This is a genomic window from Thiobaca trueperi (genome assembly GCF_004342175.1).
GTDB classification, from domain to species: domain Bacteria; phylum Pseudomonadota; class Gammaproteobacteria; order Chromatiales; family Chromatiaceae; genus Thiobaca; species Thiobaca trueperi.
Window position 1 is genome coordinate 314137 of the sequence record NZ_SMAO01000004.1, and the last position, 13379, is coordinate 327515.

A 13379-nucleotide genomic window follows, 5' to 3' on the forward strand; every position below is an offset into this window, starting at 1 on the left:
TAAAACCTGGATGGAGTCCAGTGGATGCCGGTCAGCCGGATGATCCTCCAGGGCGGATCCGTGTCGATGCGCCCGGTCCCGTTCGCTTCAGTATGCGACAACCGTAGCGACAGGAGCAGACCGATCAGTACCTCGACGAACAACAGCGGCGGGGTCGCGACCCGCTGCCAGACCTGCGAACCCTCTTGAGGATCTCGATTGCCGGGTGCTGGAGATTGCGACCCCGCCACTGCGTGAGCGTCCCGAGGACATCCACTGGCGGGTCGAGCGTTTTCTGGCCGAACATGCCGCGCGTTTCCTTCTGGACGACAGTAATATGCCAAAGTTCGAGCCTATCGAGAGTGGAGCCATGATCATGACCGCCGAGAACCGCCCGTCCGCCGACTTCCCCCGGCCCATCGCCAGCCCGAGCGGACTCGTCGCGCGGGTGAATGTCAATGGTTCCATCCACCGACTGGACCATGCGGACATCATGCTCAATCTCTTTCCCGGCAACGAGATGGAGGGCGGGCCGGCGAACCTCTATCTGCGCCGACTGGGCGAGCGGATCGAATCGGTCCCACTGCTCGGCCCGCGCGCACCGGGCCGCGTGGAGTGCGACGGGCAGGGACTCAGGATCAGCGGCGTCTGGCGCGACATCCGTTTCAGCCTCGCCCTGGTGCTGGCGGAAACGGCCCCGGCCTGGTTCTGGCATCTGGGGCTTGAAAATCTCGGCGCAGAGGCGCTGACGCTGGATCTGATCCACACCCAGGATCTGGCCCTGGCGCACACTGGCGCGGTGCGGCTGAACGAGTACTACGTCAGCCATTATCTCGACCATACACCGCTCGCCCATCCCCGGCACGGCTGGGTGCTGGCGACGCGACAGAATCAGTCGATGGGTGGTCGCCATCCCTGGTGTCTGATCGGCTCGCTGGGACAGGCCGCAAGTTATGCGACCGACGCCCTGCAAATTCATGGACTCGCGACCCGCGCCGGTCGGGAACCGGTTGCACTGGTCGAGGGACTGCCGGGCATGCGCCATCAACATGAGCATGGAATGGCGGCGCTCCAGGAAGCCGCGTTTGCGCTGAGGCCGGGCGAGCGGGCGATGCGCGGTTTCTTTGGCTGGTTCGAGGCCGATCATCCGCAAGTCACATCGGACGCCGATCTGACCTTCATCGAGCGCGCACTCGCCCTGCCCGAGGCGACCGGAAAGCCCCTCTCCCCCCCGTGGGAGAGGGGTTGGGGAGAGGGGGAGGGAAATGCCGCCAGCCTCTTCGCCAGCGCGCCCATTCTGGACTGTCTGGACCTGACCCAGGGCGAGCTGGCCGCGCTCTTCGGCACCGACTGGCGTCACCTGGAATCCGAGGATGGCGTGCTGCTGTCCTTTTTCACCGATGAGCACACCCATGTCGTCCTCAAGCCCAAGGAATTGCGGGTTCTGCGTCCACATGGCCAGATTCTGCGCACCGGTTCGGGTCCGACCCCGGATGAATCGAGCCTGACCTCGACCGCCTGGATGGCCGGCGTCTTTCACTCCATGGTCACTCAAGGCCATGTGAGCATCAACCGGCTGCTCTCCACCACTCACAGCTATCTGGGGCTCTTCCGCTCGCACGGTCAGCGTCTGTTCGTGGAGCTGGACGGGGTCTGGCATCTGCTCGATGTGCCATCCGCCTTCGCCATGACTCCCGGTTCCTGTCACTGGGCCTATCGTCATGCGGACGGCTGGATTCAGATCAACAGCCGCGCCGCAACCGACCGCCATGAGCTGACCCTGACGGTCGAAGTCTACGCGGGTCAGCCCGCGCGCTTCCTGCTCGCCAATCATGTCGCCATCAATGGGGACGATGGTTCGGGAGCGGTGCCGGTCGTCCATGAGCGCGATGCCGATGGCTTTTTCATCCGTCCTATCCCTGACAGCGATGTCGGGCGGCGTTTTCCCGAGGGCGGTTTCCGGCTTGATCCGTTGCCGGAGACCGGGATCGAGGGTTGCGGTGGCGACGAGCTATTGTTTGCCGATGGTCACTCGCGCAACCAGCCCTATTTCTGCCTGATCACCGAACCTGCGATGTCGGTCGGTTTTCGCCTGACCGGCCATCTCGTCGCTGCAACGCCGATCGAACCGCTCGACGAGTCGGCATACTGGTCGCGCATGACCGCCGGGCTGCATCTGCATCCGCCGACCGCGAGTCCACTCGCCGAAGACCTGGCCCGGCTGGGCGAGATCCTGCCCTGGCTGGCGCAGAACGCGCTCATCCATTATCTGAGCCCGCGCGGGCTGGAGCAGTATTCGGGCGGTGGCTGGGGCACCCGTGATGTCGCGCAGGGGCCGGTCGAGATTCTGCTCGCGCTGGGCCACCATGCGCCGGTACGCGATCTCCTGCTGCGTCTGTTCAGGCAGCAGAACCCGGATGGTGACTGGCCTCAGTGGTTCATGTTCTTCGCACGCGAGCGCCATATCCGACCCGAGGATTCGCACGGCGATATCGTCTTCTGGCCGCTGCTGGCGCTGGGGCAGTATCTGGCGGCATCCGGGGATGGCGCGCTGCTCGATGAGATCGTCCCCTTCTTCCATCCCGAGGGCGACACCCAGGCCGAACAGGCCACCATTCGTCAGCACCTGGAGCGCGCATTGGCGGTGATTGAAGCGCGCCGCATCGCCGGTACCCGGCTCGCCGCCTATGGTCATGGCGACTGGAACGACTCGCTCCAGCCGGTCGATCCCGCCATGCGCGAGCATCTGTGCAGCGCCTGGACGGTGACGCTCCATTTCAACACCCTCGCCACCCTGGCTGGCGCCTTTCGCCATCTGGGACAGGACGCGCTGGCGGACGAATACAGGGCCATGGCCGAGGCGGTGCGTGCGGATTTCCAGCGGCTTTTGATCGTCGATGACACCCTGGCCGGTTTCGCCGATTTCCGTGACCCGGACGTGATCAGCTATCTGCTGCACCCGCGCGACCGGAGCACCGGGCTCTCCTACAGCCTGCTTGCCATGGTGCACGCCATTATCGACGGACTCCTGACCCCGGATCAGGCGCGTCATCATCTGGGTCTGATCGAACGCTATCTGCTCGGTCCCGATGGGGCCAGACTCTTCGACCGGCCCCTGACCTATCGCGGCGGTCTGTCACGCCAGTTTCAGCGCGCCGAGACCAGCAGCTTCTTCGGGCGCGAGATCGGGGTCATGTACACCCACGCCCATCTGCGCTACGCCGAGGCGCTCTGGCGGTATGGCGATGCCGACGGCTTTTTCCGCGCGCTCTGCCAGGCCAACCCCATCGGTCTGCGCACCCTGGTTCCCGCCGCCGCCCTGCGTCAGGCCAATTGTTACTACTCCAGCTCGGACGCCGCCTTCGCCGACCGCTATCAGGCCGACGCCGACTATGATCGGGCCATGCGCGGCGAGATCCCCCTGGAAGGCGGCTGGCGGGTCTATTCGAGCGGCGCGGGCATCGGTATGGGGCTGATCCTGCGTGGTCTGCTCGGACTGCGGCTGGAACGCGAGCGGCTGGTGATCGATCCGGTGATCCCGGCGTGCCTGGATGGTCTGCGGGCCGAGCTGGAGTTGGCCGGTCATGCCTTTGAAGTGATCTACAGGATTCGCCATGCCGGTTGCGGCCCGGTCGCGGTGCGGCTCAATGGGGTCGCGATGGGCTTCGAGCGCGGCGATTCGCCCTATCGCCCTGGCGCGGCGGAGGTCGCGCTGAATGCGGTGCGGGAGAGGCTGAACCCAGGTGTGAATCGGCTCCAGATCGAGCTGGGCTAAACTGCGTCCAGTCTGGTGTCACCTCAACTCACTTCCCAAGCCAACCAAAGGGGATCCCACCCATGAACGGCGATATTCTGGATGACTTCGCGGGCCTCTCCGGCTGGACCGCCATCGCCTCGGGACAGGCGCGGCTGAACCTCACCCCGGAGCCCGGACGGCAGGGAACGGCGATGCGTCTGGATTTCGACTTTCAGGGCGGCGGGGGCTTCGTGGTCGCGCGCAAGGAGTTCGATCTGAGTCTGCCGGAGAACTACACCTTCAGCTTCGGCATCCGTGGTCAGGCGCCGGCCAACATCTTCGAATTCAAGCTGGTGGACGCCTCCAATCAGAACGTCTGGCGCTATCGCGAGGATGTTTTCAACCTGCCTGCGGACTGGCTGGATCTGCGGATCAAAAGCAGTCAGATCGCCTTCGCCTGGGGACCGCTCGGCGGCGGCAGGGCGCGCGCCATCGCCGCCATCGAGTTCGTGATCGCCGCCGGTCCCGGCGGACAGGGCAGCGTCTGGATCGAGGATCTGCGCCTCACCGACACCAGCTATTATCTAACCCCGTTGGTCGAGGCGACCAGCGTCCTGCCGGGCTGTGAGCCGTGCCATGTCTGCGATCCATCGCCCGCCACCTGCTGGCGCAGTACGCCGACCGATCAAGCCCAGCGGCTCGTGATCGACTTCCAGGCCGAGCGGGAGTACGGCGGACTCGTCATCCGCTGGGATCCCGAACGCCGGCCCCTGGGTCTGACCATCCAGCTTGCATCCGACGGGACCGACTGGTGGACCTGCTTCGAGACCCGGCAGGGAGTGGGCAGGGAAACCTGCGTCTATCTCCCCGCCGCCCGCTCGCGCTATGTGGCGCTCGACCTCCAGCCGGGTCAGGATGGCGATGGGGTCGGGATCCGGTCCGTCGAGGTCCAGCCCGACGACTTCTCGCGCTCCATCAATGCCTTCTTCAGCGCCATCGCCGCGCGCGCGCGTCCTGGACTCTATCCGAAATATCTCCTGGGCCGTCAGACCTACTGGACGCCGGTCGGTACGGGCGCGGATGTCACTCAGGCGCTGTTCAACGAAGAGGGGATGGTCGAGGTCGATCAGGGCAGTTTCTCCATCGAGCCCTTCCTCTTCGCCGATGGCCGGCTCATCGCCTGGGCCGACGCTGAGTTGAGCCAGTCGCTCGAACAGGGCTATCTGCCGATCCCCTCCAGCGACTGGCGTGCTGGCGATCTGCGCCTGCGCATCACCGCTTGCGCGACTGGGAAGAGCGGCAGTTCCAGTCTGTTCATTCGCTACCGAGTTACGAATGACGCGGAGCAGGGGAGGGCGGTGACGCTCTTTGCCGCCATCCGGCCCTTTCAGGTCACGCCGACCTGGCAGCACTGGGAAGGCTTTGGCGGCGTCAGTCGGATCACGGATCTGAACTATGCGGATGGGATCCTGAGCGTCAACGCGGTCAAGCGGATCATCCCGCTCACCGCGCCCGATGGGTTCGGCGCGGCGACCTTTGCCCAGGGCGCGCTCGGCGAGTTTCTGACGGCGGGCGAACTGCCCGCCCTGCATCGGGTCTGCGACCCCTTCGGTTACGCCTCCGGGGCGCTGCGTTTCGATCTGGAACTGCCGGCGCGATCAGAGCAGGAGGTCTTTCTTGCGGTCCCCTTCGGCGACTGGACGCCGGATCGGGCGACAGACTGGCCCACCGATCTGGACGGCGGCGAGCCGTTCGCGCGCGCCCTGTCCGACTGGAAAGCGAGGCTCGACCTGTTCGACATCCAGCTCCCATTCCAGGCCGCCGGGGTCGTCGAGACTCTCAAGACCGCAGCCGCCCACATCCTCATCAGTCGCGATGGTCCGGCGCTGCATCCGGGGCCGCGCCGTTACTCGCGCGCCTGGATTCGCGATGGCGCGCTCATGGGTGCGGCCCTGGCGCGTGTTGGCGATGCCGACGCCGGGCGCGATTTCATCCGCTGGTACGCCGGTTTTCAGAGCGAAGACGGCAATCTGCCGGACTGCGCCGACCGCGACGGCTGCGAGTGGCTGCCCGAGTTCGATAGCTGGGGTGAGCTGATCTTCGCGGTCATGGATCATTACCGCTTCAGTGGCGACCGGGATTTTCTGGTCGAGATGTGGCCGGCGGTCATCAAGTCGGTCGATTATCTGGAGCGGCTGCGCAACCAGCGCCTGACGCCCGAATACCAGACCGAGGTCAGGCGCGCCTGTTACGGACTCCTGCCGGAATCCATGAGCCATGAGGGCTACATGGCCCATCCGGTCCATGCCTACTGGGACGATTTCTGGGCCGTGCGCGGTTTCAAGGACGCCGCCGGGATGGCCGCTCTGCTTGGCGAGCGGGATCAGGCGCAACGCATCGCGGCCCTGCTGGACGCCTTCCAGGAGACCCTGTACGCCTCGCTGAACCGTGTCATCGCCGAGCGTGGACTGGATTTTGTGCCTGGCTCGGTCGAGTTCGCCGATTTCGATCCCACGGCGACATCCATCGCGATTGCGATTGCCGATGAGCTGCACCGTCTGCCCCGTCCGGCCATTGAGCAGACCTTTGAAAAATATCTCATCGGCTTCCGCGAACGGGTCAGCGGCGCAACGCCCTGGGCCAATTACACCGCTTACGAGATCCGCATCATCGCCGCACTGGTCCGGCTCGGCTGGCGCCGCGAGGCGCACGAGCTGCTGGACTTCTTTCTGGCTGACCGGCGCATCCGCCCCTGGAACCAGTGGCCCGAGATCTCCTGGCGCGATCCGCTCGGCCCCAGCTTCATCGGTGACATGCCGCATAGCTGGATCGGGGCTGAGTACATCCTCGCGGTGCGCTCATTCTTCGCCTATGAACGCGAGTCCGATCAGCGTCTCGTCATTGCCGCCGGGGTCGCCGGGGACTGGCTGAACGGCGAGGGGATCCGGGTGCGCGACCTGCCCACCCAGTACGGCAGACTCAGTTACCGCCTGTGGCGCGATGGGCCGGACAGCTATCGTCTCTCGCTCTCCGGCGACCTGGACATCCCGTCCGGCGGCGTCATGCTGATGCCGCCGCTGCCCCGACCGCTGATCCAGGTTGAGATCGATCATCGGGTCAGTGCAGATTTCGGCCCGGACTGGGCGCTCTGCCGCACCTGTCCGGCGGAGGTTCTGCTGAGGTGTTGAAGGCAGGTGCCATCGCAAAATAGACAGGATTAACAGGATTTCCCAGGATGGACAGGATTTTCAAATGATTGTTTTTAATCGTAACGTCGAAATCCATGCCCTTTGGGCGTGGTCAGCGCTCAACGGCTCTGACAGTTGAGCAAACGGCTTCCGTTGAGGTTGTCAGCTCTATCGCGTACCGGCCAGCCAGAACGACTCGCCGGGGCCAACTGCACGATGCTGTTCGTTGTCGTTGTCGTCATCGAAGATTCGCAAGCCGACAACGACAACGACAACGACAACGAACGGATTTTGCCGGAAATCACCTCAATCCCGCCGACGGGGCTGATAGCTGTCCGGGATCAGGATGGTCGGGGTGCGCTGGGTGGAGTCCTTGAGCGGAAAGTCCTGGGTGTAATGCAGCCCGCGGCTCTCGCGTCGGCGAAGTGCGGACTGGATGATCAGGGTGGAGACCTCCAGCAGATTGCGCAGTTCGATCAGGTCGTTGCTGACACGGAACTGGCTGTAATACTCGATGACCTCCTGGGCCAGCAGGTCGGCCCGTCGCTTGGCGCGCCGCAGCCGCTTGTTGGTCCGCACGATGCCGACATAATCCCACATGAAACGCCGCAGTTCGTCCCAGTTATGGGTCACGACGACCTCCTCATCGGGCTCGCTCACCCGACTTTCGTCCCAGTGCGGCACCTCCAGGAAGGAGTGAGACTGCCCGGCCATCAGGCGCTCGATGTCGCGCGCCGCCGCTTCTGAGTACACCAGACATTCAAGCAGCGAATTGCTCGCCATGCGGTTGGCGCCGTGGAGTCCAGTGTAGGCGGTTTCGCCGCTGGCGTAGAGTCCGGCCAGATCGGTGCGGGCATGCTGATCCACCATGACGCCGCCGCAGGTATAGTGGGCGGCAGGAACGACCGGGATGGGGTCGCGGGTGATGTCGATGCCGAAATCCAGGCAGCGGGCGTGGACGGTCGGGAAATGCTCGATGATGAAATCGGCGGGCCGATGCGAGATGTCCAGATAGACATAAGCGGCACCGATGCGCTTCATCTCGTGGTCGATGGCGCGCGCGACGATGTCGCGGGGCGCCAGTTCGGCGCGCGGGTCGAAGCGCGGCATGAAGCGATCACCGTCGGGCAGCAGCAGTCGTGCCCCTTCGCCGCGCAGCGCCTCGGTGACGAGGAAAGACCGTGCCTCGGGATGATAGAGACAGGTCGGATGGAACTGCATGAATTCCATGTTGGCGACCCGGCAGCCTGCACGCCAGGCCATGGCGATGCCGTCGCCGGTGGAGACATCCGGGTTGCTGGTGTAGAGATAGACCTTGTTGGCACCGCCGGTGGCGAGGACGACGAAGCGGGCGAGAAAGGTTTCGACCTTGCCCGTTTCAAGATTGAGGATATAGGCGCCCAGACAGCGATTTTCGGGGTGGCCGGGAAGGTGTCTGGAGGTGATGAGATCGACCGCGATGTGCTGTTCGTAAAGATGGATGTTCGACTGCGCATGCACCCGCGTTTCCAGAGTGGTGGCGACGGCGCGTCCGGTGGCGTCGGCAGCATGGACGACCCGGCGATGCGAGTGGCCGCCTTCGCGGGTGAGATGATAGCCGCCGGTCGTGTTGCTGTCCGCGTCGCGGGTGAACTCGACGCCCTGATCAAGCAGCCAGCGGATGTTGTCGGGGCCGCGCGCGACGACCGACCGTACCACCTCCGGGTTGCAGAGACCGGCCCCGGCCTTGAGTGTGTCCTGCACATGCGATTCAATCGAATCCTGGGCGTCCAGGACCGCCGAAATCCCACCCTGGGCATAGAAAGTGCTACCCTCGACCAGCTCGCGTTTGGAGACGACCGCGATCGAGATGTCGTCGTGCAATCGCAGCGCGAGACTCAGACCGGCGGCACCGCTACCGAGAATCAGAACGTCATGACGAAAAAAGTTGTCGGACATGGAGAGTTGGCTCGCTGGCTGAACAGAGGTTGCGCGGACGGTGCCGGCATTGATCAAGTTGGTGCTGGCGGTGTACCGCAGCCCTGGTTCACAATAAACTCGCCGGTTTGGCGATCTGGGTCAAGGTTTCGTGCGTTATCTGGCGCACGTCGGCCACATCTGATCCGGGCGAAGAACTTCCTATTCGGTGAATTGTCCATGCCAACGGAACCGCTGACCAGAAGCCTGGCTGGACGTCCTCATGTCTGAGCGCCAGAGCGATCATGAGCTGGTTCTGCGTGCTCAGGCAGGAGACCGGCGCGCCTTCGACCTGCTGGTTCTCAAATATCAGCAGAAGGTGTCGAACCTGATTTCCCGCTACATCCGGGATTCGAGTGAAGTCATGGATGTGGCCCAGGAGGCCTTCATCAAGGCGTATCGGGCGCTGCCTGGATTTCGTGGCGAGAGCGCCTTTTATACCTGGCTGTATCGGATCGCGGTCAATACCGTCAAGAATCATCTGGTCGCCCAGGGGCGTCGCCCCCCCGGCGATGATGTCGAGGCGGAAGTGGCCGAGCAGATGGATATGGGCGGTCGGCTGCGCGAGTCCGCGACCCCCGAGCGGCTCCTCCTGAGCGATGAGATGGCGCGGACCATTCAGAGTGCGCTCGACGATCTGCCGGACGATCTGCGCACCGCCATCGTGCTGCGGGAATTCGAGGGCATGAGCTACGAAGAAATCGCCACCGCCATGGATTGCCCGATCGGTACGGTCAGATCGCGCATCTTTCGTGCGCGGGATGCCATCGACAAGCGGCTGCGGCCGCTGCTTGAGGGATAACAGAGTGAATAAGGCGTGCGTTCGGCGTGCCGACCGCGCAGGGCGGACTGGGTCGTTGGTGTCGCGCAGCGACGGCTCAAACCGGAATCGACAACTGACGACCAGCTCAGGCGTGAAACCATGACCGACGAGCAACGACTGCAACTTTCCGCACTTCAGGACGGCGAACTCGATGCCGCCAGCACCTCCCGACTGCTTGACGCCGTGGCGCGTGAGTCGTCATTGCGAGCAACCTGGGAACGCTACCACCTGATTGGCCAGGCCATCCGGAACGAACACATCGACCTGACCCACCGCGATCTTGCCGAGCGGGTCCGGTGCGCGCTCATTGCCGAGCCTGTGCCGCTGACGCAGCATCGCCGCCACCGCTGGCTGCACGCGCGACGTCCCGTGGTCGGGGTCGCGCTGGCCGCCACGCTGGCTCTTGTCGCCCTGTTTGCCGCTCCGGTGCTGTTTCAGCCTGTCCCGACCAATCCGACTCCCGCCGCCTTCACCCCGACCTTTGCCGGTTACGCCCCGCTTCCCGACAGGCATTGGCGACTGGATCGCCCCGAACTCGCCAGCAAGCTTGATCGCTTCCTGGTGACCCATCAAGCGACGGCCCCGGCGACCGGGGCCAAGGGCATGCTGCCTTATGCGACACTCGTTGGCTATGACGAGCCCCGTTGACAGGCGGGCGCGGATGCGCCGCTCTCCTGTGCACTGGATAGCCGGGCTGGGCGCGATACTCTGCGGGATCGGCTGGATCCAGGTCGTTGCCGCCAGCGATGGTGAACCCGTCGAGCCGGTACCACAGACTGCAACCGCGCCAGCTATTGACACTCTGCTCGAACGCATGGCGACGGCGCTGCGAACAGTGAATTATGAGGGCACGCTGGTCTATCTGCATGACAATCGGCTGGAGACCCTCAACCTGCTGCATCGGGTCGAGCAGGGGCAGATTCAGGAGCGATTGATTTCACTGACCGGACCGTTGCGTGCGGTGACACAGGCCCATGATCGCGTCATGTGCGTGCTGCCCGACGGTCATCCGATTTCAATCGAGCGTCAGGGCGGCGGGCGCATCCTGGGCGTCGGCGGGATCAACCCCGTACTGCTGGGCAAGCATTATCGCATCCAGTCTGCCGGCGTCGCCCGTGTCGCCGGGCGCGAGACCGATGTTGTCGCCATCGTGCCACGCGATCATCTGCGCTATGGCTATCGCTTCCATATTGACCGCGAAACCGCCCTGCCGCTGAAATCGGATCTCATTGATCAGCATGAGGATCCGCTCGAACAGTTGATGTTCACCACCATCAGCTTCCAGCCCTCCGATGGCGTCGCGCCCGAGGCCACATTTGAGCCGTCCGTGCGAAGCGCCCCGGCGACGCAGGTCCAGGCATCAAGCCGCTGGCGTTTCGACAACCCGCCAGCGGGTTTCCAACTGGTGATGCATCGGGACATGCCGCAGTCAGACGGCGCCCCTGCCGAGCACTTTCTCTTCACCGACCCTCTGTCCGCCTATTCGATCTATGTCGAAAGCGGCGCACAGGACGGTCTGGACGAACCGACCCATATCGGCGCCGTGCATGCCATTGGCCGGAAAATAAACGGCTATCAGGTGACGGTGGTCGGCGAAGTGCCCGCAGCCACCGTCGAGGCCGCCATTGCGGGCGTGCACCGGCTGCCAGAGACCACGGATTAACAACCGGAACGGATAATATGATCGAGGAAGAGGGGACGGTGATTGCCGTCCAGGGCGATTATGCACAGGTGGAGACCCAGCGCCGGAGCGCCTGCGGCAAATGTGTCGCGCAGGACGCCTGCGGCACCTCGCTCCTGGAGCGTTTTTTCGGTCGCCGGACGGTCGCGCTGACGGCGCTCAACCCGGTTCAGGCCATGGTCGGTGATCGCGTTCTGGTGGGAATCAGCGAACAGGGATTGCTCAGGGCCGCGCTGGCGGCCTATCTGGTGCCGATTCTGGCTTTGCTGGCCGGCGCCATGCTCGGTGATGCGCTGGGTGGTGACCGGGCCGATGCGGCGAGCGTGCTGGGCGCCATCCTGGGTCTGGTGCTGGCATTGCTGTGGCTGCGCGGCTACAGTGTCGCCTCAGCGCCCAAGCCGGAGCGCCAGCCGCTGATCCTGCGGCGACTTGAGGCCCATTCGGCTCTGGTCTCACTCCCGCGCCTCTGAATGGCGTGAGCATTCATCCTGACTGGAACAGCATCCATGCGATCCACATCCATCCTGTCGCTCGTCCCGGCGGCGCTGCTTTGCTCCGTTCTGATCGCCGGGACGGCGTTCAGTCGCGAACTCCCCGATTTTACGCTGCTGGTGTCCGAGAATGGGCCGGCAGTGGTCAATATCAGCACCAAGCAGTCGCTGTCCGGCTCCCAGAAGCCGCGCAGCCTTGAGATTCCCGAACTGCCCGAAGACAGCCCGTTGCAGGACTTCTTCCGGCACTTCTTCGGCGAAGAGGGCGAGATTCCCGAGGATCTGTTCCAGTCGCGCTCGCTCGGTTCAGGGTTCATCGTCTCCCCTGATGGCGATGTCATCACGAATGCCCATGTGGTCGAGAGCGGCGATGAAATCATCGTGCGTACCAGCGACCGCCGCGAGTTCGTCGCCACCCTGGTCGGCACCGACAAGCGCAGCGATATTGCCCTGCTCAAGGTGGACGCCGAGGATCTGCCAGTCGCCCGGATCGGTTCCTCGAAAGATTTGCAGGTTGGTGAGTGGGTGCTGGCGATCGGTTCGCCCTTCGGCTTCGAGTCATCCGCCACCGCTGGCATCGTCAGCGCCAAGGGGCGCAGTCTGCCGACCGAGAACTATGTCCCCTTCATTCAGACCGATGTCGCCATCAATCCCGGCAACTCCGGCGGGCCGCTCTTCAACCTGAGTGGCGAAGTGATCGGCGTCAACAGCCAGATCTACAGCCGCACCGGCGGTTTCATGGGGCTCTCGTTTGCGATCCCGATTGATGTGGCGATGGATGTCGTCAACCAGATCAAGACCAAAGGCAAGGTCAGTCGCGGCTGGCTGGGCGTGCTCATCCAGGACGTGACCCGCGAGCTGGCCGAAACCTTCGGCATGAAACAGCCGCGCGGCGCGCTGGTGGCGCAGGTGCTACCCAACAGCCCGGCAGCGGCGGCGGATCTGCGTCCCGGTGACGTGATCCTGAGTTTCAATGGCCGCGATGTCCCGACCTCCAGCGCCCTGCCGCCACTGGTCGGTGCGGCGACCGTGGGTGAAACGGCAACGGTGCAGGTCTTGCGGCGCGGCGAACAGATCGAACTCAGTCTCAGAATCGACGAACTCCCGGAGGATGAGTCGCAGTCCGGCAGTCCGACCGAACCGGACGAGGAGCCGGCCAACCGCATCGGTCTGGTCGTGCGCGATCTCACCGCCGAGCAGCGCCAGCAGATCGGCATTGAGCAGGGTGCGGTGCTGGTGGAAAGCGTCGATGCCGGGCCGGCTGAAACCGCCGGACTGCGGGCGGGTGATCTGATCCTCATGTTCAACAATCAGTCCGTTGCCGACCTGTCCGGATTCAACGCGCTCCTTGAGGCGGTCGAGCCGGGGCGTCCGGTCGCCGTGCTGATTCAGCGTGGTGACAGTCGCATGTTCTACGCCATCCAGATCCCCGCGCCCTAAACCGCGCCCCGGTCTGTTACTATTGCGCGCTCTTTTCAGCGTGCAGGTTTTGCACGATGTGCCGGGGGCGGTTCAGCCCCCGGCC

Annotated in this window: 8 protein-coding genes; 7 read left to right on the forward strand and 1 reads right to left on the reverse strand. The window is 64.3% G+C overall.

Going from position 1 to position 13379, the window contains the following annotated elements:
- Nucleotides 1–205: 205 nt before the first annotated feature.
- Both EDC35_RS09585 and EDC35_RS09590 read left to right on the forward strand, forming a co-directional pair.
- Nucleotides 206–3754 (forward strand): GH36-type glycosyl hydrolase domain-containing protein, encoded by a 3549-nt coding sequence (locus EDC35_RS09585; protein WP_207896171.1) that lies wholly within the window; start codon nucleotides 206–208, stop codon nucleotides 3752–3754.
- 62 nt (nucleotides 3755–3816) lie between these two features.
- Nucleotides 3817–6903, forward strand: a complete 3087-nt coding sequence (locus EDC35_RS09590) for a galactose-binding domain-containing protein (protein ID WP_132977020.1) — start codon at nucleotides 3817–3819, stop codon at nucleotides 6901–6903.
- A 306-nt stretch (nucleotides 6904–7209) separates the two neighbouring features.
- Here the strand turns inward: EDC35_RS09590 and nadB are convergent, their stop codons facing one another.
- On the reverse strand, nucleotides 7210–8841 hold the full coding sequence (gene nadB, locus EDC35_RS09595; RefSeq protein WP_132977021.1) for an L-aspartate oxidase: 1632 nt from the start codon (nucleotides 8839–8841) through the stop codon (nucleotides 7210–7212).
- A 241-nt stretch (nucleotides 8842–9082) separates the two neighbouring features.
- Between nadB and rpoE the strand changes: the two genes are divergently transcribed.
- From rpoE to EDC35_RS09620, 5 genes are all read left to right on the forward strand, one after another.
- Entirely contained in the window at nucleotides 9083–9661 is a 579-nt protein-coding gene (gene rpoE, locus EDC35_RS09600; RefSeq protein ID WP_132977022.1) for an RNA polymerase sigma factor RpoE, read from the forward strand.
- Between the two features lie 120 nt (nucleotides 9662–9781).
- Nucleotides 9782–10330 carry a sigma-E factor negative regulatory protein gene (locus EDC35_RS09605; RefSeq protein ID WP_132977023.1) on the forward strand — a complete coding sequence of 183 codons (549 nt, stop codon included), beginning with the start codon at nucleotides 9782–9784 and terminating at the stop codon, nucleotides 10328–10330.
- A gap of 13 nt (nucleotides 10331–10343) precedes the next feature.
- Entirely contained in the window at nucleotides 10344–11345 is a 1002-nt protein-coding gene (locus tag EDC35_RS09610) for a MucB/RseB C-terminal domain-containing protein (protein WP_132977024.1), read from the forward strand.
- A 17-nt stretch (nucleotides 11346–11362) separates the two neighbouring features.
- Nucleotides 11363–11833 carry a SoxR reducing system RseC family protein gene (locus EDC35_RS09615; protein ID WP_132977025.1) on the forward strand — a complete coding sequence of 157 codons (471 nt, stop codon included), beginning with the start codon at nucleotides 11363–11365 and terminating at the stop codon, nucleotides 11831–11833.
- Nucleotides 11834–11869: 36 nt separating this feature from the next.
- Nucleotides 11870–13294 carry a DegQ family serine endoprotease gene (locus EDC35_RS09620; RefSeq protein ID WP_132977026.1) on the forward strand — a complete coding sequence of 475 codons (1425 nt, stop codon included), beginning with the start codon at nucleotides 11870–11872 and terminating at the stop codon, nucleotides 13292–13294.
- Nucleotides 13295–13379 lie beyond the last annotated feature (85 nt).